Consider the following 23,651-nt stretch of genomic DNA (forward strand, 5'->3'; position numbering starts at 1 on the left):
AAGTCGATGATCACGGCCTGACTTGTGCTCGCCAGGAGCAAGAGTAGAACCACGATCAGAAGCGTCTTTGCACGCCCCATCGCCAACTCCTCCTCGGACGCATTCGGCCCCATGGTCTGCATCTACAGTTCCCCGCGTTCGGTTTGGCGGTCCGTCTGTCGAAGGTCACCTCCCTGTTTTGTGCTGACTGTCTTCATGATAGCGACGGCCCTGCGAAGGAGGCTCTCGCTAGAGTGAAGACTTCCTGAAGGCTTGGTAACGAGTCTGCAGGGCAAGGCGGCGTGTGCTTAGGGCTTCACCTGGCAAAGGCAGGAGCGCCGGAGTGCACGGCGAATCCAGTGGCCAAACCTGCTGTGACGACCGACGGAAGGGTGGCAGCATGGGCGCGTGCGTTGACCGTTCGGATTGGTCGCGGGGAGACTCTCGGCGATGGCGGAGAACCTGCGGTCTCGTGCCTCTGGTCGCGGTGGTGCTCCTTCTGGCGGCGGGCGATTCTGCTGCAGATATCCTCTTCCGGGACAGGTTCAGCGGCCCGCGCCTGGGGGACCAGTGGGTCAAGACCAAGGCAGGAGACTTCGCCGAAGAGACGGTCGAGGTCGATGGCGGACGGTTGAGGCTGGCGGCCTCGACCCTGGGCACGGACGATCGCACGGTGAAGTACCACGGGGTGCGGACTCGCGAGGCGATTGCGGCCCTGGAGCGGCGGATGAGGCTGGAGGTGGACTTGGACTGGGGAAGCCAGGCCAATGGCTGCTACATGACCTGCGGCTTGTACCTGTGCCCGACGGCTGCCCAGAACCCCCGAGACGAGCCGGACTGGCTGCGCGTGGAGTACGTGGGTGTTCCGCCGGGGCTCAAGGCACGCTGCCAGGTGACGATATGCACCGCAGGTCAGCCCCGCGACCTGTACACCGAGGGCTGGCCGGAGAAGCGAGAAGGACGGACGATTGGCCGCCAGAGACTGCGGATCGAGCTCTGCGGCCAGACGCTACGGCTGGAGGAAAACGGCATCCTCCTGTGCGGGGCCTCAGAGGTGAAGCTGCGGTTCACCAGGGCCTACGTATACCTGCAGCAATCCTCCCACAGCAACTATCCCCTGCGGGAAGTCTTCTTCGACAACCTCCGTATTGATCAGGACCCGAGGCCTACGGCCCCGGCACCCGAGTGAATCCCTGGGCAGTGGGTGTCGGGGACGCTAAGGACACGGGCTATCGCTTCGTCACCGTCCACAGGCCGGCAGGGCCGGTGAACCAGGCTGCGCCCTCCTCGGCGGACACCTTGGCCTCGGGGAACACAGAGGCCACGGCGGGCTGTGCACGCCAGGTGCCCGGAGCAAGATCGGTCACCAGGACCTGGACGAGACCTGTGCCCGGGACGGTGAAGCGAAGGCTTGCGTCGCTGCGGGCGGCATCGGTGCGGAAGAGGACGACCCGCGAGCCGTCACCCTCACCAATCTGACAGCCCACGACGCCCTCACCCTCGATGCGGCGGACGGGTAGTGACTTGCCGCTGAGCCGGTCGGTCACCTGCATCACATTCAGGAAGTGGTTTTCGGCTGCGGGTGCCCTCGGGCTGACCTCAAGACGCCAGGCCCCAGCCTCCTGGGAGGACTTGCGCAACTGCTCCTCGGGGACATCGTTGGCGAAGTTCTGACCGAAGACCCAGAACTCCTTGCCCGGACCGCCAACCTTGGAGAGCTCGAGGTCCTGGGGCTCCGGGAGCAGCACGGTGAGGTTCAGGCGGCCTCGGCTGTCGAACTCCGTGCGGTCGATGACGGCGGTTGAGCCGGAGACCTGCGGCTCTTCGAGGGAGTGCAGCAGCCAGTACTTGCGGAAGGAAGGATCGGCACTGACAACGCGATCGTATACCACCAGCGCTGCAGGAACGTCGGCCTGGCGTAGGTTCAGGAAGACGAAGGAGCGGACAACCTGCTTGACCTTGCCCGAGTAGGCGGAGGTAAGGTCGCCCTTGAGGTAGGTGTACGCGGGGCTCTGTGCGTCGGGTCCGAAGCCATGGGCCAGGACCTCGCCGGTCTTGTAGCCCTTCGCCGGGTCGAGCAGGGCCTCCAGAGTCGGCGGCTCTGAGCGACTGTTCGGGAGGCGCTGTCCACCGTCATTGCCCCAGTCCGGGGAGGTGCTGAAAACCTCCCTCGGGTCGTACACCAGCAGACTGTTGTGGGCGATGGTGCGCCAGTAGTAGTTGCGGCAGTGAGGGCTGCCGTAGGCACCCGAGGAGCCCGAGTAGCGGCCGGTGTCGGCGGCGAGAGCGCCCTTATAGTAGAGCTGGAAGGCGCCGGCATCCATGTGCTGGTGGTTGGTGAAGTTGAACACGTTGACTTTCATCTCGGCGATGACGGAGTCCTCACCCCAGCCGGTGCGAGCGACCATCCAGCCGAAGGGGCCGCCGAAGTACCGTGACAGGGGCAGGTCGGTGGCAGGCTTCGGGGTCAGGTCCGGATCCCGCCAGAGGAGCTCGAAGATCGCTTCGCCGTCACCGATTCCGCCCTGGGCAAGCGCGTGACTGAGAGCGTAGCCGTCGCCATAGTAGCTGGCGGTCAGCAGTGCACCGACGCCGAAGCCCCAGGGCTTGCCCCGAGGAGCACTGTGGGAGAAGGTGTCGCCGGAGCGAAGGCGTTGACCGTCCGGACGAGTCGTGTACAGGTACAGGTAGGGCACGTACTGCTGCTGGGGATTGTAGACGTCTCCGGCGCCGAGACGGTCGAAGATCCACAGCGGGAAGGTGTCTGCGCTGTAGCGGTAGGGGCCATAGGAATCGCCCTGATGGTAGGCGTGACCCTCGTAGAGCCAGTTCCGGGCCGGCAGATGAGCGCGGAAGAAGCGCCCGGCAGCGAGACGGTACATCTCCGGGAACTCGTCGTAGATCGCGATCCCAGCCGAGATCATGTCGCGCATGATCATAGCCTCGGAGCTGTGACCAGTGACTGAGCCCTGGCGTGTCGGCGGGTAGCCGCACTCCTGCGTCTTGGCGAGGCGGACTAGCTCGGTGACGAACTGCTGCTTCGTGTCGTCATCGATCAGCGGGTAGAGCCAGTCGTAGACAATGGCTCCGGTGACCATGGCGCGTCCGGTGGCCCGGCAGGCGTCCTGCTTGTCGGCGAGTTGGGTCGCCTTGAGGTAGTCCAGGGCATCGGCGACGGTGGCGCGACCGAGACTCTCGTCACGGGTGACGAGGTACTGCAGCGCGTTCCACTCCAGCCGATGAGGTCGGCTCCTGGTAGCCAGGGACTTGAGCCGCTCGGTCACCGGCTGCAAGACCGGGTGCTCCAGGCGGGCCTTGAGGTTCGCCACGTGCTCCGACCGCAGATAGAGGCGTGGATGCTCGCTCGGAGGCACGGGTATGGAGACGCCATCGACGTCCATCCACTGGGCCTTGCCGGGAGCTGGCTCCCAGGCGCAGGCGCTCAGGGCACACAGGGCGGTCAGCCCGACGGACAGGCCCATCGTCAGGTTCATGGCTTACCCTCTTTCGGTCTCCTGCGGGTTGTGCGGAAGCGCGCTCAGCGAGCGGCTCTCTGGGCCACTTCCTCTGCCGAGAGCGCACGACGATAGATGCGGACGTCGTCGAGCAGGCCGGTGAAGAAGGCCGTGTGGTTGCGGTCGTAGTTGCCCAGACACAAGGTGCTCTGGTTGCCCATCACCGGGCCCGAGCGAGGCATCGAGCCGCACTCCTTGCCGTTCACGTACAGGCGTATCGTCTGCCCGTCGTAGGTGCCGGCGGCATGGACCCAGGTGCCCACCGGAAGGGGATCACCGGCGGCCAGGTGATGACTCCAGGGCGCGCTGGGAATAGCGAAGCAGAGCTTGCCGCCCGACAGGCCGAAGCGGAAGCCGCTGTCCCCGCCGTTGAAGACGTTGTTCACGAACCACTTGTCACTCTGGCCGGGTGCGTCGCAGCGGATCCAGGCTTCCACGGTCATCTCGTCGAGATCCTCGGTCATGGCCCCACGGGGGATCGCGACGCTTCCGCCACGGCAGGACAAGGCGCGACCGAAGCGGCCCGGCACCAGGGCAGCGTTCTCAATCAGACCTCCCCGGGCATGGCCGGACCAGTCGTCGGCGATGGTGCTGCCCTCGGGCTCATCGAAGGTCCACCAACCGATCACAGCCGGGTCCATGTCGGCCGGAGGTGTCAGGACACGGCGGCACTCGGCATCCGCCAGTTCGTAGCGTCGGAAGCCTGCATCGTAGGGCCCGAGACCGAGGTCCTGCGGGATGAGGTCAAGATGCGTCTTGGGCGAGGTGCAGAAGGCGTTGCGAGCGGCATCGAGGTAGCCGAAACCGTACTGGCGATGAGGAGCGATGTAGTGGCCCTCGCCGAACTCGTTCCAGTTGTCAAGGAGAACCAGGCGATGTCCGAGTTGGTCGGGTGGCACCGTTGCCATGAAGGCCTTGGCCCGCTCGCAGGCGACCTGGAAGTTGTCCGGAGTGAGCCGCCAGATCGAACTGGAAGGATGCCAGGGACGCGAGTCCCAGCCCATGGAGACGGTGACCAGATCGGGGATGATCCCCATCTTCTGCCGGTCCTTCCAGTAGCGCTCCTGCGCGTCGATCGACTCCTGCTGCGAGGGCTCGCCACCCACCGGCCAGCAATAGGCGAAGCTGTAGTCGAGGCCCTCGGCGGCCATTAGCTCCAGGGGCGCGGGCTGCGTGCCACGGTACTCGCCGAGGATGGTCAAGCCGGCGAAGCCTGCACGCTTGCAGACCTCGCGAGCTTTGTCGAGTGCCTGCTTGACGGCCTCGACGCTCCCCAGGTCGTTGATGAGGAACTCGGGCCGGTAGATGAAGAGCAGGGGCTTGTTGTCGATCTTCAGGTAGGAGGGGTTCTTGAAGTAGTTCTCGATCCAGTAGGGCAAGAGCGTGTTGAGGAAGTCGTCCTCAGAGGCGACGCCCGCCTGGCCCTTGCTCTGGTTCTCCCACATGATGGTGAACTTGAACTGCGAGCCGTAGCGGGAGTGGAACAGCCCGTCGTGGATGGCGTGCGATAGCATGGTCTGCACACCCTGGCCCTGGTTGCGGCGGTACCAGCAGTAGACGAAGTAGTTGATCCCGTGGTCGAGGGCCCATTTGACCTCCCAATCTGTGACCTCGGGATTCTCCTCGTCGTACCAGCCCAAGGCAGGCTCACGCTCCGGGAAGGGCACGATCTCCTGCCACCCACCGCCACGTGCCCCCTGCTTCCACAGCGGGCAGTAGTGAGCGCCGACCAGGTACTCGGTCTGCGGCGGCGCGGGAGCAGGAACGTAGTCTGCCTTCGTCGGCTCCACCGCGGCGGCGAAGGTGATGGGCGTCGTGGCAGTCAGCGGAGCCATCTGCGGCGCACCGGCACTGAGGCGGAGCTGACCGGAGACCGGCGCAGCCGCCTGGACCGACCAGGAGACCTCGCGCCTCTCGGCATGCGCCAGACTCACGGTCTGGGTTGCACCACTGAGGACCTGCAACCCTTCGGGGCCGTCGAGGCGGAGGGTAATGTCGGTTGCGGCGCCGCCAAGATTGCGGACCGTCGCCAGGATCTTGTTCGGCCGACCGGCACGAGGAATCACCTCGGCCGGGATGAAGTCGGTGACCGCAAGCTCGGGCGGTGCGTCCGCCGTCGCGGAGAGGCGCACGAAGTCAAGCTGAACCGACGTCGCCACTTCGGCGGGCAGGATGCCCAGGGCACGCAGATTCCCGCGCCCTTGCGAGGAGGCGCCGAGGTCGAAGACATAGGAGTGCAGGTTGCCGTCGGCGACAGGGGCAAACCGCACGCTCTTCAGACCGGAGTCGGTGACGGCGACGAGCTTGCCGACGGTGCCCTGGTCAGTGGCCATGCGCACTGCGACGTAGCGAAGGCCGCTGACCGGGAGGTTCAGGCGGCGGTTCAGCAGGATCGCGCTGCCTCCATGAGTCTGGCTCACGAGCTGGCCTTCGACGATGCGTGCCTCGTCAGACTGCAGCGCTTCCCAGCCCTGAGCGGAGGCAGCAAACTCGAAGCGGGCCTCGGAGGTCTGAGCCAGGGCAGGGAACTCGCGCAGACCGTACTGGTCGAGGAGGATGTCGGAGTCAGTGAGCGCCCGGGTGTAGAGCCGGAGGCCATCGAGGGTGCCCTTGAGACCGACCGGCCCCCACTTGTAGGGTAGGCCGACCAGGATTGGACTGCCGGTGTCTGAGACGCTACCGCGTCGCTGGGCGGTGTACTCCTGACCATCAACCCAGAGGGAGGCGGTCATCCCGTCCCAAGTGGCGATGAGGTGGTACCAGCGTCCGGCAACGGCCTTCGGACCTCTCACGCGAGGCTCCAGCGTGCCACCGGCGTTGACGAAGAAGGAGATCTGCCCGCCCTCGTTGGGTGGGTCGAGGCGGAGCAGGTATGCGCCGTCCTTGGCCACCAGATTGGCGTTGTCGCTGACGTCGGCGAACTTGACGCGCAACTCCACAGCGAAGGCACTCGTGACCTTCAGGTCACCGTCGCCGGGGATCTGGAGGCCGCCGTCACCAGCCAACTCCAGGCCGCCACCTTCGTACCCGGCGACCGCCTGGGCCTTCACGACCTGCGCTGCATGGCCATGACCGGACGCGTCCTCACCGGCACTCGCGAGGCTGTCGAAGGAGTAGGAAGCAGCCGGCCCAGCATCTCCGACTGCCTCGGCTGCCGTCAGTCCCAGCAGGGGAACCACCGTCAACAACGCAACACCTACCGCAGGCAGAAAGAGCGCAGGCATCTTGACCTCCGTCGTGCGAAAGGGCCGAGTTGGTGAGACGCGTTCCAGGTGACGCCGGCTTGGCTACTCGTACGTGAACACGGCACTTGCCTTGCAGTCCGTATCGGCGGTGACGCGGACCCAATGAGCGCTGTAGCCCTCGGGGAAGACGTGGGTGACCGTCTCACCCGGGGGGATGCGGTAGGTTGCATAGCGGCACCACTGCTCGTGGTCGATGTCGACCTCGACGGCGAAGGCTACCTCGTGGTCCGCATCGTGCGACAGCTCCATTTGCTTGTGATCGTAGCCGGTCATGAGGTAAGGGTCGGAAGGCTGCTGGGCCTTCACCGGGGTGTTGAGCCATGGGCCGCCCTTGCCCACCGGCCTGCCAAGCTGCCACAGGTCGTCGAAGGCACCGAACCAGAGCCCGAGTTGCCCGTCCTCGCCGGAGAGGCAGTGCCCGTCAGGGCAGACCGGTCCGCGAGTGCCGCACAGAACCATCAGCCCGCGCCAGGTGCAGAAGTCGGCGATCTGACGACCGTGGCTGCACACCGGCTTGATCAGCGGCAGGCCATGATCGCGCGGCATCTCGTAGAGCGTCCCGTGGATATTCATCAGGTAACGCTCGGACACACACTCCCGGATTCCTCGCGGCCAGCCCCAGGCGAAGGGCTGATCATACCGGGCATCTCCTTTCGGGAGCCGGTAGCGACGGCCGTCCTGGATCATGATGACCGAGGCGGCATCGACCTCGAAGTCGCGCTGGACCCGAGCGACCTGAAGCACCTCGACGGAGCGGTCCTCGTCGGGCCTGACGAAGTGCAGGTCCTTGTCGACCTCCCAGTACCCGCGGTCGGTGACCTGGCCCCAGGCATCAGTGGTTCGGGCCACGAACTGGAGGTTCCGGTTATAGCGCGCCGGCCGAAGGATCCCGGCGACGACGGGCGCCTGGTCCTCGACGCGTGCCAGACCGGCGAAGATCTCCGGGCGGTCCTGGGTGGTATCGCGCGGCGAAGTCTGGTGGAGATAGGCGGTCGCCACGCAGTCACGGTCGGCCTTGAGACGCAGCCAGGCGGCGTCGAAGTCGGCCGGAAGTACCTTCCCCACATAGCCATGAGCGGGCACCGGAACTCGCTCGTACTCGCTCCAGGCCCCGTCGCCGGAGCGGTCGATCTCGAGGGTGAAAGTGACCGTCTCGTCGGAGTCGTGGGCCAGGTGCAGTACACGGCGGTCGAAGCCCTTGACGAGGAAGGGGTCTGAGGGTACGCCCGCCTGCACCGCATCCTGACGCCAGGGACCGCCCCAGCCGGAACGAGGACCAAAGCTGCGCAGACCCTCCACCGAGCCGAACCAGAGGTTCGACTGCGACTGTCCCAGCATGGGGTTCTGCATGATCGAGGCGTCATCGGCGGCGAGGACCAGCCGCCCGTTCCAGTCGCAGAAGTCGGGGATGTAGCGCAGGTGGCTGGCGATCGGGGACAGCCCACCGGTGTTGGCAGCGCTGAAGGTCGGTGGGAAGTTGTAGAACATGCCGTGCATGTCCATCATCCAGCGACCCTGACCGACCTCTCGGATGCGCGGCCACTCGGTGTACCAGCCATGGCGCGGGTCATAGGTGTGCGTCGCCTTCGGGAGGCGGAAGCGCTGCCACCGGCCACCATCGAGGAGCATCAGCAGCACCGATCGGCGATCCCAGCCGACACTCCAGAGGGGCGACTGGTCATCCGGTGCGCCGAGGAGCCCGCCAGGACCGGTGACCTCGGTGAACTGCCGCCGCTCGACGACGCGCCAGGTGGTCCCGTCCCATTCGGCCAGTACACCAGCGTCCTCCGGGCTCTTGACGGGCGCCTCAGCGAGGTAGGTGTACTGCTTGTTGTAGGCCGCCGACTCGCCGTTGTTGGACATCACCAGCCGGCCCTGGGAAGTGTAGCCGCCCTTCGCGTGCCAGCCGGGAACGGGCTTCTCGAAGAGCCGAGTAACCGCCAGCGTCTGGACGTCGACCTCGTAGATCGCGCCCTCCATGTCGATGAGGTAGACCTTGTTGGCCGGGTCGGTCAGGTGCCGGGCAACGGCCGTCATACGACCCACGAGGACGTTCACATCGCAGGCCCGCACCTTGCCCTCGCTGTCGATGAAGTAGGGGCCCATGACGAGCTGGTTGGATTCGCGGTGGATCATCCGCCCGGCGTGAGTTCCGCCGACACTCTCGGGCCGGATCTCAAGGCTCATGTCGGGGCTGATCGCGTAGAGCTTGTCGGAGCCTCCCCGGATCTCGTGGGGTGGATAGGTCATCATCCACAGCTTCCCGGCCCAGGGAACGACGGCACCGATTCCGACCTCGCCGCTGCCACTGAAGACGGCGAGATGCGGGTAGATACCGCTGATCTGCAACGGCGGCTGGACACCATCGGAAGCAAGGCCTGCCGACATGATTGAGGACACCACAAGGATCCCTCCAAGGGACAGCCCGGGCATAGGTGACCCTCCCCAGGGCGTAGAGGTTGGTCAGTCGATGGGCTAGCCTCCGGCGCGTGGCCGGAGGAACTCGCACCGAAGCTGCAGGGCTGGATCAGAAGGCGCACGCAGCCGGACCTCACGGCCATCTTCGCGGACGACGCGGAAGGTACCTTCCCCCTCCCGCCGCACTGAGCGAAGTCCTGTGGTCTGCCCCGGTCGCAGGGGCAAGAGCAAGGTCGCAAAGGTGATCTGTCCCGCACCCGAACGCGAGTGGCAGACCGTCGTCGCCGGGAACGGCTTGTCGATGACCCGCCAGCCGAGAAGCTCGGGCTCCGTCTGGGCGCTCACTGCGCGGACGGTCAGGCCGTCGGTGGTCAGCGGCACAAGCTGCAGGTTCGGCTGTCGTGGGTCGGCCGTGCGCATCGAGAAGTGGTCCTCGCCTAGCTTCACCTGCAGGCTGTCGAGGTGCCAGCGGACCTCGTAGTTGTGAGGCTTGCCGTCCTTGCTCACCAGTGTGTCGACGACCAGGAAGAGGTCCGGCTTGAGGAAGAGGACACGCCGATGGTGTCGGGCCGGGTATCCCCATCCCTGGCGGAAGTCGCTGCCCTCACTATAGGGATAGGAGTTTGAGGGACCGGGGAGACCGTAGGCCTCATCGTACACGCCCGCCGCGTAGTCATAGGCGGGCTTGGTCTTCCAGCGGACGTCGGTCAGCGGCTGATAGGGCATCTGCTCGGGCCTCGGGTTGGTATACCAGGCCCTGCGCTGCGGACGGTCGTCGACGAGCACGGTATTGTGGGAGAAGGTGTCGCTGCAGTACCGCTGATAGGGCGTGTCGGAGTAGTCCCAGCGGCCGGGGTCGAAGAGAATCTGGCGACCATAGGCCCAGAGCACCACGCTAAGCTTGTCCTGGTGCACATGGCGGTAGCCGACCGGGCCGAAGTTAAAACCCAGGTAGTTCGCGGTCGTGCTCCAGTCGGAGCGCATAGCCCCGGCTCCCGCATAGGGAAGGTAGACCGAAGTGTAGGCAGGCGCCTGACCGCGTGTCCCGCCGGAGGAGATCCAGGCGAAGTCGGAACGCTGCGGGAACAGCTCCGCGGCCTTCGCGAGAGGCCCGGTCACGTCGAGCGGGCGGTTGTCGTTGTAGGCCGGCATCCTGCGGTCGGGAGCCATGAGCTTGACCAAGTAGGTGTAGGGCTCCTCGGTGCTCGCAACGAGCTGCTCCAGCCCACTCTCCTTCTCGCGGCCGACCGCCACGGCCAGATCGCGCATGAGCAGGTAGTTCGAGAAGAACTGGTGGTAGCCCGGGCACAGCTCGATGCTCGAGCCATCGGGAAGGTAGCCGCGCTGCATGTCCGTCACGGCGACCTGGGCGGCGTGACTGCGCCAGTCAGCGGCCTCGGTGAACTCGGGGTACATCACGCCGGAGCTGTACAGTCCGGCCATCTCGAAGGTGAGCCAGTTCGAGGTCGCCGAGTGCTTCTCACGCAGGTACCGGGTCTGTTCGAGGGTCGACTTGAGGAACAGGACCAGGTCGTCGTCGGTGAAGGTCGGCGAGAGCAGGAAGTAGTTGAAGGCCTCAGGCCAGCCGCTGCGCATCCGGATGCCCGTGTGCATCGTGTTCCAGTAGCGCGTGTTCGAGCCGGGCGGCACCAGGCGCACCCAGCTTCGCAGCAGCTTGACCCACTCCGTCGCGGCGGGCTCCTCTCTGCCGGAGAACCAGTAGCCGGCCCCCAGCGCTCCCCAGAAGTACATTCGGCCCCAGTTCGCATGGTCGCCGTCGCGCTGCCAGTTGAGGTCACCGTCGGGGAGCCACCACGAAGGGTCGAACTCACCCGCACGATCACGGAGGCGTTGGGCCATCGCCAACCCGGCTGAACCGCTCTTCACCTTGCGGTCGATGGCATGGGCGTCGAACCACCAGAACTTGCCCGAACGGTGGCGGTAGTAGCCGGCCAACTCATGGCGCGCATGGGCGTAGTCCTTCTCGGCTACCGCAGCACGCACCGAGGCGAGCTGCGGCATATCGAGTCGGAAGGCGGCGAACAAGTCGGCGTCGGGCAGACGCTCGTCGAGGCCTGGCGCTGCTGCAGCCGACCGTGGCACGGCCAGCGCTGACAGCAGGACCAGGCAGCAAGCAAGCGCGATCCCTGCTCTCTCTCGCGGGGCGTCCGAACCGAGGCTTGTCATGGGCGCAACACCCTTACCTTCCGACGGCCGTCAACGCGTCTGGTTCGCCAAGCCGTCTCACCTGATCACTTCCCCGGCGGGGCCTGTATCCCCTTTCGCGGAAGGCCCTGAGGTCATGAGCGGCGAAGAGGAGAGGAGACTATTCCGTTCGTCTGTGAGGGAGATGAGACCATGCTCTACCGACCCTTTGGCAAGCTCTCCTGGGAAGTCTCGACTGTTGGTCTGGGGACCTGGAACATCGGGAACCAGTGGGGAGAGATTGATGAAGCCACCAGTTGTGCCACCGTCCGCGAGGCCTTCGATGCGGGCATCACACTCTTCGACACCGCAGAGTCCTATGGGATCCCGAACGGTCTCTCCGAGGAGCGTCTTGGCCGGGCACTGTCGGGCTTCCGGCACCAGATCGTGCTCGTGTCCAAGATCGGTCACTGGGGCCAGCGCACGGGCCAGATGGTGCCCAAGACGACCGTGGACATGATCCGCCTGTGCTGCCACGCCTCCCTGGGGAGACTGCGCACCGACTGGCTCGACGTTGAGCTGTGCCACGAGGGCGACATCGAGGACCCGTCGGTATACCTGGACGCCTTCGAGACCCTCAAGCAGGAGGGGCGAATCCGCGCCTACGGGATCTCGACCAACAGCCTGGAGGTCGTGAAGCGGTTCAACCTTCACGGCACCTGCTCGGTGGTGGAACTGGACTACTCACTGCTGAACCGGACCCCTGAGGCCGATCTTCTCCCCTACTGCGAGGAGCAAGGGATCGCGGTCCTGGTTCGCGGCCCGCTGGCACGGGGGCTGCTGTCCGGTCGGTACTCGGCGGACACGCGGTTCTAGGACGCCGTCAGCGGCGCCTGGCACCAGTCAGACTCGGGCCAGAAGGGCTTCGAGGCGCAGATCAGGCAGGTAGAGGGGCTGAAGTCGGTGGTGGAGGCTGGTGAGCCGATGGTCCGTGCGGCGCTGGGCTATGTCGTCTCCCATCCGGCAGCGCCCGTGGCGATTCCGGGAGCCAAGTCGCCGCAGCAGGCGCGGATGAATGCGGCTGCCGGGGAACGCCTCCTGACGGAGGAGGAGCGCACTCGTCTCGCTGCAGCGCTGGGCTAGTTAGCGGCCGGCAAAGCGCCCGAGCGTGCCTCTGGGGAACCGTCGCGCGTCAGGCCGGGGTGATCTTGCCCAGCACGCGTGGGCCTCGTGCGCCGGTGGCAGAGGGTACGTTCGACGGTCGACCCCGCAGCGTCTCCCAGGCCAGGAAGGCGAAGGCCATGGCTTCCTTGGCGTCGGCCGGGATTCCGAGCTGGTCACTGAGGATCAGCGGGATCCCGGCTGAAACGCCGATCGCGCCCAGCAGGGCCTGGTTGTGGATGCCACCACCGGAAGCCACGATCTCCCAGGGACCCTCGCGACCTCGCAGGACCTCGGCGATCGCGTGACCGGTCGCCTGACCGCAGGCCCGGGTGAGGGTCGCCAGCGTGTCGGCCGGAGACAGATGACCGGCTCGCGACAGGACCGCCGCCACGAAGGCCTCCCCGAACTGCTCCCGCCCGCAAGACTTGGGATAGGGTCGCGCGAAATACTCGTGGCCGAGGATCGAGGCCAGAAGCGCTCCGTCGACCGAACCGGTGGCGGCAAGGGCGCCGTCTTCATCATAGCCTCGGCCACCTGGGAAGAGACGCTGCACCGATAGGTCGAGGGGCATGTTCGCAGGACCGGTATCGAAGGCGATCACGTCCCCCAGGCGGCCCCGCGAGGGCAAGACAGTGAGGTTGGCGATGCCGCCCAGATTGAGGGCGACGCGGCCAAGGGAGTCGTCCGTGAGGAAGGAGTAGTCGAAGTAGGGCACCAAGGGCGCGCCCTGTCCACCGGCGGCCATGTCTCGGACGCGGAAGTCCGAGACCACGCACAGGCCGAGACGCTCGGCCACGACAGCGGGCTCGCCGATCTGGAGGGTCGCAGCCGGTCGGCCAGGGCCTCCAGGCTGCGGGAGATGCGCCACGGTGTGCCCGTGGCTTCCGATCGCCAGGACCTGATCGGCCTGCACACCTGCTTGCTGGAGGGCCGCCTTCGCCGCCTCCGAGAGACGTTCGCCGAGAGAGAAGCTGAGGCACGCCAGGTCAGCCGGCGAGCCCTTGCCGCTCGCCAGACAAAGCAACTCCTGCCTGAACCCCTGGTCATAGGGCTCGGAGACGAAGGCCAGCAGACGGATTCCTGGTCGCGGGTCTCTCGCGGTCAGACCGACTACCGCGGCGTCGATGCCGTCGGTGGAAGTCCCCGACATCAGTCCGACCAGAAGCTGCTCAGCGTCTGCCATCTCGTATCCCCGCGGGTGTGGGTGAGTTCGAAGCAGGCAAGGAGGGCAGGTTCCCTGTCGTCCTCGCCGCACCTTCGAGGGCAGTCGACGGAAGCCTGCGTCTGGTTGCGAGGTGAAGGTGACTGGAAGGGCAACGTCGAAGACGGCGGCGTTGTCGGCGTGAACTCTGGCTCTGGGCCTCCGGGGCCTTGGAGGAAGTTACGATGCAGGCACACGTCATCCTGGACAAGGACTACATCATCTCCGACGTTGACCCCCGCCTGTACGGGGGATTTGCCGAGCACCTGGGGCGTCACATCTACGAAGGCATCTACGAGCCCGACCACCCGACGGCCGACGAGCACGGCTTCCGCCGGGATGTCATTGAGATGGTCCGCGAGCTCAACATGCCGGTCATGCGCTACCCGGGCGGGAACTTCGTGTCCGGCTACAACTGGGAGGACGGCATCGGCCCACTGGACCAGCGACCGCGACGGCTGGACCTGGCCTGGAAGACCCTCGAGCCGAACACCTTCGGGACGAATGAGTTCGTGGACTGGTGCCGAGCGGTGAACTCGCAGCCGATGATCGCGGTCAACCTGGGGACCCGTGGCCCTGAGGAAGCGCGGAATATCGTGGAGTACTGCAACCACCCCAAAGGTTCGGCGTGGAGTGACCTGCGCCGCAAGCACGGCTGGGAAGAGCCCCATGGGGTGAAGCTGTGGTGCCTTGGCAACGAGCTCGACGGCCCGTGGCAGATGGGCCACAAGAGCGCGACGGAGTACGGTCGCGTCGCCTGCGAGGCTGCAAAGCTGATGAAGTGGACCGACCCGTCGATCCAGCTCGTGGCCTGCGGGTCGTCAGGTCGCGGGATGCCCACCTTCGGCGCCTGGGAGCTGGAGGTACTGGATCACACCTACGACCAGATCGACTACCTGTCGATCCATTCCTACTACGGCAACCGTGATGGCGACACGGCCAACTACCTCTCGAAGCCGGACGACATGGGAGAGTTCATTGAGGAGGTCGTGGCCTGCTGCGATGCTGCCGGAGCGCGGCGCAAGTCCCGCAAGCGTATCATGCTGTCCTTCGACGAATGGAACGTGTGGTTCCACTCCCATGACGCAACCAAGCCTGAGCCCTGGAGCGAGGCGCCACATCTGCTCGAGGACCGCTACACAATGGAGGACGCGCTGTGCGTCGGCGGGATGCTCATCTCGCTCATCAACCACTGCGACCGGGTGAAGATCGGCTGCCTCGCGCAGGTCGTGAACGTGATCGCGCCCATCATGACGGAGGAGGGTGGCCGAGCGTGGCGGCAGAGCATCTTCTACCCCTTCGCACAGGCGTCGAACCTCGGTCGAGGCACCGCTCTGCGAGCGCTGACGACCTCGCCGCTCTATGACTGCAAGGACCGCAAGGGCGTGCCGTACCTGAAGCTTGCGGCGGTCCTGGGGCCGGAAGGCGATGCGGTGACGCTCTTCTGCCTGAACCGCAACCTGACCGAGCCGATGGAGATGACGGTGGACCTGCGGGCCTTCGAGGGGCTGGAGCTGAAGAGCTGGACGGCCCTGCGGCACGATGACCTGCTCGCCAGCAACAGCGCCGATGCACCTCAGACGGTGGCACCGGCGGCCATGACCGGTGCAAGAGTGGATGGTGGGCAGCTCACTGCCTTGCTGCCAGCGGCCTCGTGGAACGTGCTGCAACTGGCAAAGTAAGGCTGCAACGAGGCTTGGGGAGACAAGCAGAAGGGCCGCGTCCGAGAGTGAATCGGGCGCGGCCCTTTGTGTGCGAAGAGGTGGCTGGATCTAGTGTGCAGCGGAACGCACCAGGCAGCGGCTTCCGAAGAAGAAGCTCTGCCCCGGCTTGAAGTTCAGCAAGGGCTGGTCGGCGAGAAGGACCGTGCAGCGACCGTTGCCCAAGATCTTGACGCTGTCGATCTCATAGGCACCATCGGGGGCACCACGCAGGAACAACTGTTGGCCACGTGCTCCGTCGCCCTCAGGCAGGCGGTCGGTGTCGAGCACCACGCTGAAGTGCTCTTGGTCGACGGATACCACTTTGCCCGTCACCGGGGGCTCCGACACGGCCTTCATCCCGTCCGCGTCGATGCTTGAACCATCGACCAGGCAGGCGGCGTTCTCCGTCGCACCTCGACTCAGGAAGGCGACACGACCGCGGAAGGTCAGCGAACCGCAGGTCGTCACGCCCTTGGCGCTCTCGAAGTCACCGACGACGATCAGGTCGTCGAAGCCCTCTCCCTGAACGCGGACACCTGCGACCTCTCCCCTCTCGGCCTTCGCAGACTCGGAGGATACCGTCAGCGGCTTTGCGCTGCCGTCGGCCGAGATGACACTGACGAAGGTGTTGCTCGGACCCTCACGACGCACCACCAGGAGGTGCAGGTCGCGGTTTTCCCAGGGGTTGCTGCGATTGCGCAGGCCTGGGGCTGTGAGGTGGAGCAGCTTCGTTCCGGTCTGCCCGAGCACGTGGACGGTGACACCCTTGCCGGCTTCGCTCCACTGCGCGACCGCGTCGGCGTCGCCGGCGGCGATCTGTTGGCTGCGGAGCCACTTCGCACCAGCGGTGTCGGTGGCAACTGCGCCTTCGAAGGGCTTCCAGTCTCCCTGCGGAGCGACGAAGTCCTTGCCGGCGCCATGGATCACGAAGTCATGGGTCTTGCCGCCCGTCACGCGGAAGACGTCGACCACGTAGCGCTTGCCGGGACCGTGGTCGATGAGAGACACCGAGCGCTCATAGCGAGTTGCGTCCGGGTAGACGGTCTTGGACTCACCCAGGGCGGTCTGGAAGGCCTCGCCGCTGGAGAAGCTGAGCAACTCGGCGCTGGTCCGCCGCTGGGGTTGGCCGTCAACCAGAACCAGATTGTGGGAGAGGGTGGAGTGGTTCCAGGTTGTGAACTCGTGGCGGGCACCAAGGTAGCCCTGGTCGCTGATGAGTTCGACACCGTTGTCGTAGTAGATGATGTTGAGCTTGTCATCGTGACCGTGACCGGAGCCATAGGCGCCCGACTTGAAGTACAGGCCGGCTGCGTCCTTGCCTGTGCCTGCCCGCAGAATCGCCCAACCTACGCCCGGACGCACCGTGCTCGCAGCGGATAGGTCGAGCGGCGTCTCCTTGCTCAGGTCGGCGTTGGGGTCGCGGCGGAAGAGCGCGTACTCGCCACCTGCCTCGCTGTACTTGCCCTCATACACCCAGGCGAGCACCCGCCGATTCTCCGGCGTGGGATACCAGAAGTAGTTGGTCTCGGCATGCTGCTTGGCCGGACGTGCGCCAGAAGCGCTGTCACTGAAGGGTATCCCGGTTCCGTCGGGCATGAGCACCCGCAGGGGCGCCAGGTAGATCTTGCGCAGGATCGGGTCGCTGAGCAGGTCGAGCTTGTCGTAGCGGTCCGCACCCGTATACTCCGGCGGGTCGGAGTAACCCTGAAGGACCTCCGGGCAGCCGTATAGCGGTCCCAGGGACATCTGCTCGTAGCTGAAGGTCCCGTCCTCCCAGTGGCCATCGCGCAGGAAGTACTTGCGGATGAAGCCGAGGAAGCCGTCGGGAGGACTGACGGCCCACTTGACGGCCTCGTGGTCACCAAGGATCGCCCCGAGCAGGGCGCCGCAGGTCATGGCATAGGGGCCGTCATTGATGCAGCAACCGGCCGGAGAGGTGGCCGTGAAGAGCCTGACCGCCTCGCGGAAAGCGCCGTTCTCGATCAGCACCTTGTCGGCGTCGCTGAGGCAGCCGCTGTTGTACAGGAGGTCATAGCAGGTGACCAGTTGGGTGAAGGTCTGGGCATCATGCAGCTTCCAGCCCGAGAGCTTGCCGGACTGGAGGTTGCTGTAGTCGCGGTAGAAGCGGTTCCAGTCGTGGGCTACGTAACCGGGGTAGACCTCGGCGAGCCGCCGCAGGACCTTGACGGCCTTCTCCGCGTAGGCGCGATCGCCGGTCAGGGCATAGTACTTGCCCAGGGCGCCCAGGGAGTCCAGCTTGCAGATGGCCTGGTAGCGAATCCGGCCGCTGATGCGGAAACGTTCACCCTTTTCGTTCTGGTAGAAGGTGTAGGTGACCCTCTTCCCGAGTGGATTGATGAGGGTCTCGCTACCGTTCTCCGGGTAGTCGGCGCTGGGAAGAACCAGCTCGCAACGTGTGCATTTGATCTGATGCGGAGGGAGGTCACGCCAGGCGTAGTCCCAGTTCGCGCCGCACTTGGGGCAGTTCAGCACCCGGATCGGCGTCAACTCGGGGATCCACTCCGCGATCTGGTCGTCCGGCAGTTGCATCCAGAACTCGGCCCGTCGCTTGAGGTCTGCCAGGACCGCCTGCGCCCAGGGGTACTTCTCGATGTTGGCCTTGGCCCGGGCGATGTCCGCCTCACGGTACAGCCCGCAAGGGTGCTTCACCTTAGCGGGCGGCTGAGGGGTCCTGTCATAGGCGTCCACAACACCCTCCTTGAAGGTGATGTCGTCGAAATAGCCGTCACCCGTCCCGCCTGAGTGACTGTAGGGCAGCACGGTGGCCTTGACGGCGTTCGGCGGGGATGGAAGCACGGCGCGCTTGTACTCCCACTTGCCCGAGTCAGGGCACCCAAGCGAGGACACGCCGTCGGGATCGATGCGCTTGCCGTCGGCATCCCAGAACTCCACATAGAAGGAGCAGGCCCTGCCCGGCGCACACAGGCACCACCATTCCACGGTGTAGTCGGTGTCCGGCTTCACCGGGATGAAGGGACTGCGGAGACCCTCGGCGTCGGTGGCGCTGTCGTCGAGGACGTGGAGGGACATCTTGCCGGTATGGGCCTGGGCAGTGGAGAGCTTGATGCCGGTTGAACCGGCTCGAAAGAGCGTCCAGCCCTCGGGGAGCGCACCGGCTGCGCCTTCCTCAAAGGAGGTCGTGTACAGCGGGGCCGTCTTGACGTCGGCACAGGAAGTCAGGCATAGCAACAGGGAGCAGAGGATCAGGCCCAGACAGCGGGCTACGAGCGTTCGCGACATGGAGGCCTCCTGGTCATTGCGTTTGCCGGGTATTCCCCACTCCCTGCAACCCGGCCTCCCGGCGGTTCTTGCGCAGGGCCCTCGTTGGTGACCCGTCTGGGAGGTTGGACGCGCGAGCAGGTGGAAGTGTTGCTAGGACTTGCAGCACGCCATCACCCTGGCTGAGGAGGCTCCGTCACCGGGCCTCTACTGTCTCGGCCGCCCTGGAGACGCCTCGTGCAGACATCTCAGGCTCTGTCGGTCGTCGTGGTCCTCTGCGCCCTGCTCGCCTGTGCCTCGTGTTCCGGTCAGGCCCTCCTCACGGCCTATCAGACCACACAGCCCCCTGCGCTTGACGGTGTGCTCACCGACCCCTGCTGGCAAGCGGCGGTGGTTAGTTCACCCTTCCTGTCTGCCTCGGGACAAGAACTTCCCGAAGCCCAGACAGAGGTGCGGGTGTGCTGGGACGACCAGACCCTCTACCTGGGGATCGAGGCGCGCGAACCCTACCTGGACCCGAAGCTGAACATGCTGCACCTGGTCAAGGCCGAGGCTACCGGTCGCGACGCCAGCGTGTTCTCCGAGGACTGCCTTGAGGTGTTCCTGCAGCCCGAGCCGGGGGCGTATTACCACTTCGCCACCAACTCGGGCACGGGACGCTACGAGGCCCGCAACCGTGACGCCGCCTGGAACGGCGACTGGCAGTGTGTGACCAGCCGGGGCATGGACCGGTGGACGGCGGAGATGGCGATTCCGCTCTCGTCGCTGAGCGCGAAGCCCTCCGGAGAGTGGCGCGCCAACTTCGCTCGCGAGCGCAGCGCGGTGAAGGAGCTCAGCACCTGGTGCGGCCTGCAGAACGATTTCCACGCGACGGAGGCCTACGGAAGGCTGCGCTTCGCGGAGTCTGGTCCGGCGCTGGGACCGGTGACTGTGGAGGCACGCGCCGGTGAGGTGACGCTTCGCAGCAACCTGCGTCCGTCAGCTACGGGTCGTGCGACTCTGGAGGCGCAGCTTCAGACAGGCGGCCAGACCGTCAGGGCCCAGACCCAGGCCTCCGGAAACGTGGCACTGCGACTGGCACCCCCGGCGACTGCAGCGACGGGTGAAGCGAAGCTCACGTACCGTCTGCTCCAGGACGGAGTCGCACTGCTGGAGTCCGCGCCGATGCAGACGTCCCTGGGTGGCGCCACGGCTGATCTCACACTTGGCTCGGCAGACGTGCGCGCCGAGGTTCTACTGAATGGCTCACCGGTGAAGGCCGGGGCTGAGGCCACGAAGCTGGCGCTGCGTCCGGGGCTGAACGTGCTGGCGCTGACGGCGGAGGCAACGGGGCCTCATCCAGGGCTGGAGCCTGAACTCCGCCTCGGGCAGCGCCCTTTGCCGTCGCGGTGGCTGACTCGCACACAGGCGCCGTCGGAAGATTGGACGCAGGCGGTTCCGGGCAAGGACTGGGCTCGCGCCTCGGAGGGAGAGCTCTGGCCAAAGGACCAGCCCGGTGTGCAGCGGCTGTGGGCCGTCTGTGCGATCTACCTTCCGCTCCAGGGCCCACAGTTGTTCCCGCGGACGGACACCTGCTACCTGCCGCGAGGTAGTCGCCAGTTCGTCCGGCTCAACCTGCACCTCCCGCCGGAGCTGCCGACGAACGGTTACTCGATGTTCGTGGAGGTTCCGGACTCGGTGCGCTGTGTGGCGCTCGACCCGCTGGGCTCGGTGACGCCGGGGATGACCTCGGAGCCGATCAGCGCTGAAGGTGGCGCGACCATGTCACGCTATCGGCTTCACTACTCGGGAGTGCCTGGCGACGGAATCGAGCTGTCCCTGCGTTGGGGTGATGAGAGCGGCGGGACGCTGGCATATCAGCCTTCCCTGCGCACCGGCGGGACTCACGACTGGCGTCACCTGACTGCAGAAGTCACCGCGCCTGCGGGGGCCGCTAACGTCCGGCCGCTGGTCATCAAGTGGCAGGACCGCGGGATCGTGGGCACGGCCTGGGTGGACAACGTGGTCTTCCGGGCGGCTGACGCGAAGCAGAACTTGCTCAAGATGGGCACGCTGGACGAGCCGACCTGGGGCAACCACGGAATGCTCAAACCCGAGGGGCCTGACGGGAGTCGCTGCATCAAGATAGTCTCGACGGCGGAGACCGCGAACCGGCAGCAGGCCCTGTGGGTGGACAACCAGGGGTCGGTGCCGGTCAAGGCAGGCCGCAAGTATGTCGTCGAGATGGATGTGCGTTGCGCGGACCTGCGCTCACCCAGTTCGCAGCCCCTGGTGGGGTTGCTGCTGGAGGCACCGGGAGACATGCCGCTAGGTGAGATGCCGATGTACACGTACTGCGAGGTCCTCGACGGGACCGTCACGGAGGTGCCCAGTCGCAGCCGCCTCGTGGTGCTCCCGGCCCTCAAGAACGTCCAGCCCGCGAGGGCGCGAATCTGCCCCTGCTACTACGGGTCGGTCTTCACCACGCCGGAGGTCGCAAAGGCCTTCGCCGACAACTGCCGGGCCTCCGGGATCACCTGGACCTACGGACGCTCGAGCAATGACGTCGTACCGCATCTGCTCCCGCAGGGCCACAAGGTCATCCTGAGCCTGCCCTGGGAGCCGTGGAGTGCTCCGCCGGGCGCCGCCGAGTGGCTTGAGCAACACCCCGAACTGCAGGCACGGGACTTCAGCGGCAAGCCGATGCTGCGGGCAATCTGCCCGACATGGTTCCTCGACGAGGGCAAGGAGCCCCTGGCGAAGCTGGAGGAATGGGTCCTCAGGCTAGTGAGTACAGAGAACTGCGCCGGGGTCGACTGGGACTTCGAGCAGTCCGTGCTCGACCCACCGACCTTCTGCACCTGCGACCGCTGCTTGAAGGAGTTCCGCCGGTATGGCAAACTCCCAGCGGAGGCGGTGCTGACGCCGCAGACCCTCCAGGGACAGTATCGGCGGCTGTGGACCGACTTCCGCTGTGAGCAGAACGCGCAGATGGTCGGGAAGCTGCGGGAGATGCTGCGCAAGGCGGACCGCCCCATCGAGTTCTCCATCTACTCGGGCTATCAGGGCGAGCGCACGCGTGAGCACTACGGCGTGGATTGGTTCCGCATGGCCCGGTTCATCGACCTCGCGATCGCCGGCTACAACGGGCACCGCGATGAGGTCTACAGCACGGTCGAAGCGCTGGGCAAGGTGCCCTTCATGGGCGGCGAGCTGTGGTACCTGTCCGACCGTGACAGCCGAAGTGGCGCACCTCGTATGGAGACCTGGCGGAACCGCATCCTCCGTCAGTACGTCGAGAGCGGCTGTCAGGGCTGCCTGATCTGGTGGCTGCCTCCAATGGAGGGTGGGGCGTTCTATGCTACCTCCGAGGCGACGGAGTTGATCGCCCGCTACGAGGATTATTTCGTGGCCACCCAACGCTGCGACGCGAGGGTCACGGTGACGGGGCTTCCCGAGACCGACTGGGCTGCCTTCGCCCACGGGGGGAAGACACTGGTGCTTCTGATGAACTTCCGGGGGGAGCAGGCAAGCGCTGAAGTGAGGTTTGGGGACGCGACGACGACCCGCTCGGTCGCGCCCTATGGCTGTGAGGTAGTGCTGCTGGAGGACGCCGAAGATTGAGGTCCTGCTGGATGGCTGTCGAGACCCCGTTCAAGGAGTGTACCTGCTGTTCTGCATCCTGGGAGAGCCTTTCGGCCTTCGTCCTGGATCCTGAGTTGACGCTTGAGGGCTACCAGCCCAGCTTTGCGAACCCCTTTGAGGGCTGGCTGCTCCTCACCCATGACACTCCGGGCTGCAGGACCACGCTGGCCGTGAAGACAGCGCATCTGCGTGACCTGTACGATGGGCCGGACTATGCGGAGCGACGCACGGGAACGCCTGGCTGCCCGCTACTTTGCATCAGAGAGAACCGGCTGGAAGAGTGTACGATGGACTGCGACATGGCGTGGGTGCGCCAGGTGATGCAGTACCTGCGACGGCACACCCTTCCCCCGCGTCTGGTCACGGAGGAGGCGCAGTAGGCCACCGATCGTGTGCTGCGGGGCGAGGCTGCTGTGCGCAGGCGGCTAGACCGGGTCGATGCCGTCGATGAGGCGTCGCATGATCTCATCGTCGGCTGCCTTCGCCTCGGCGTCGTAGGCCTCCTCGAGCTTCCTGACCAGCTCGCGGAACTCTTCGTTCTCCCCCATCAGCTCCTTCAGTCGGGTCCGGATCGCCTGAGCCGTCTCCTGCAGACCCGAAGTGTCCACCCGTATCCCGAGCAGTTGCGACGCCACACTGATTCCCCTCACGAGGCTTGGGGTATAGGTGGGAATCTCCAGGAGCGGATAGTGCGGGATGTCCACCACGAGGGAGTACATGTCGGCGTTGCGCTCACTGGCCCGCGTGATGAGGTAGGTAACGAAGCCGGCCGGTCCCTCGTAGTCGCTGAAGCTGACATTGAGAGAGGACATCCTGGCGCGCAGCTCCGGGCGTGAGACCGACGCATGTGCCCTGGGCTCCCGGGTGTGCGGGACCGCGGCTGCGACACTCCCCACGAAGACGATCGTGCGGACGCCGAAGGTCTCCACCACCTCGAGAAGGCAGTCGGCGAACTGACGCCAATGCAGGTGCGGCTCCTCACCCGAGAACAGCAGCAGGTTGTCCTCGGGCGCCGCGTAGAGCTCGTTCTTGCTGAAGGAGAGCTGACGCACCAGGCCGTTCTGGATCGCACAGTGGGGCCTGAGCAGGCCAGCCTGCTCCATGCCGCTGACCGCTCGCACCGTCGCGACCTCGCCGTCGGCGACCAGCGTCACCGGGCCCGACAGGATGGGGAGGTGCAACACCTGAAAGTCATTGGGGTCGATCTCGCCGATCTTGATGGCGGCGAGCTCGCGCCGGAAATGCTCCACGGTGCCCGTGGAGACGTGCCCGCCATCCATCCATCCGGTGAAGGCCAGCACCAGAGAGGGTGCCTCCATGGCCGGCCGGCTGCGCAGCTTCAGTTGCTCCATGCCCTATCACCTTTGGCCGTGCTCAGCGGCCGCATCCTCGCAGGATTACGACACTCGTCTGCTTC

11 protein-coding genes and 1 pseudogene are annotated in these 23,651 nt (G+C 65.8%); 5 read left to right on the forward strand and 7 right to left on the reverse strand.

Annotated features, from left to right (window positions below):
• The first annotated feature begins 451 nt into the window (after positions 1–451).
• On the forward strand, positions 452–1,168 hold the full coding sequence (locus tag ABFE16_12075) for a hypothetical protein (protein ID MEN6346027.1): 717 nt from the start codon (positions 452–454) through the stop codon (positions 1,166–1,168).
• 40 nt (positions 1,169–1,208) lie between these two features.
• On the opposite strand, the gene hepB is transcribed toward ABFE16_12075, so the two are convergent.
• From hepB to ABFE16_12095, 4 genes are all read right to left on the reverse strand, one after another.
• Positions 1,209–3,473 carry a heparin/heparin-sulfate lyase HepB gene (gene hepB / locus ABFE16_12080; protein MEN6346028.1) on the reverse strand — a complete coding sequence of 755 codons (2,265 nt, stop codon included), beginning with the start codon at positions 3,471–3,473 and terminating at the stop codon, positions 1,209–1,211.
• 44 nt (positions 3,474–3,517) lie between these two features.
• Positions 3,518–6,718: a LamG-like jellyroll fold domain-containing protein gene (locus ABFE16_12085; GenBank protein ID MEN6346029.1), complete on the reverse strand. Its 3,201-nt coding sequence runs from the start codon at positions 6,716–6,718 to the stop codon at positions 3,518–3,520.
• A 63-nt stretch (positions 6,719–6,781) separates the two neighbouring features.
• Positions 6,782–9,172: a hypothetical protein gene (locus tag ABFE16_12090; protein ID MEN6346030.1), complete on the reverse strand. Its 2,391-nt coding sequence runs from the start codon at positions 9,170–9,172 to the stop codon at positions 6,782–6,784.
• Positions 9,173–9,214: 42 nt separating this feature from the next.
• Positions 9,215–11,344: an alginate lyase family protein gene (locus ABFE16_12095; protein ID MEN6346031.1), complete on the reverse strand. Its 2,130-nt coding sequence runs from the start codon at positions 11,342–11,344 to the stop codon at positions 9,215–9,217.
• A gap of 171 nt (positions 11,345–11,515) precedes the next feature.
• Here ABFE16_12095 and ABFE16_12100 point away from each other — a divergent pair.
• Positions 11,516–12,445, forward strand: a pseudogene (locus ABFE16_12100) (aldo/keto reductase).
• A gap of 49 nt (positions 12,446–12,494) precedes the next feature.
• Here the strand turns inward: ABFE16_12100 and ABFE16_12105 are convergent.
• Positions 12,495–13,649 carry an anhydro-N-acetylmuramic acid kinase gene (locus ABFE16_12105; protein MEN6346032.1) on the reverse strand — a complete coding sequence of 385 codons (1,155 nt, stop codon included), beginning with the start codon at positions 13,647–13,649 and terminating at the stop codon, positions 12,495–12,497.
• Positions 13,650–13,852: 203 nt separating this feature from the next.
• Between ABFE16_12105 and ABFE16_12110 the strand changes: the two genes are divergently transcribed.
• Positions 13,853–15,349 (forward strand): alpha-N-arabinofuranosidase, encoded by a 1,497-nt coding sequence (locus ABFE16_12110; GenBank protein ID MEN6346033.1) that lies wholly within the window; start codon positions 13,853–13,855, stop codon positions 15,347–15,349.
• Positions 15,350–15,439: 90 nt separating this feature from the next.
• Here ABFE16_12110 and ABFE16_12115 read toward each other — a convergent pair whose 3' ends face one another.
• Positions 15,440–18,631: a heparinase II/III family protein gene (locus ABFE16_12115; protein MEN6346034.1), complete on the reverse strand. Its 3,192-nt coding sequence runs from the start codon at positions 18,629–18,631 to the stop codon at positions 15,440–15,442.
• A gap of 216 nt (positions 18,632–18,847) precedes the next feature.
• Between ABFE16_12115 and ABFE16_12120 the strand changes: the two genes are divergently transcribed.
• The gene (locus ABFE16_12120; protein MEN6346035.1) at positions 18,848–22,213 is read left to right on the forward strand and encodes a sugar-binding protein; all 3,366 of its coding nucleotides are present in this window, start codon (positions 18,848–18,850) and stop codon (positions 22,211–22,213) included.
• Between the two features lie 11 nt (positions 22,214–22,224).
• Entirely contained in the window at positions 22,225–22,614 is a 390-nt protein-coding gene (locus ABFE16_12125) for a hypothetical protein (GenBank protein ID MEN6346036.1), read from the forward strand.
• Positions 22,615–22,659: 45 nt separating this feature from the next.
• On the opposite strand, the gene ABFE16_12130 is transcribed toward ABFE16_12125, so the two are convergent.
• Positions 22,660–23,586, reverse strand: a complete 927-nt coding sequence (locus tag ABFE16_12130; GenBank protein MEN6346037.1) for a PAC2 family protein — start codon at positions 23,584–23,586, stop codon at positions 22,660–22,662.
• Positions 23,587–23,651: the final 65 nt, after the last annotated feature.

The sequence above is a fragment of the Armatimonadia bacterium genome (assembly GCA_039679385.1).
Classification (GTDB): Bacteria; Armatimonadota; Zipacnadia; order Zipacnadales; family JABUFB01; genus JAJFTQ01.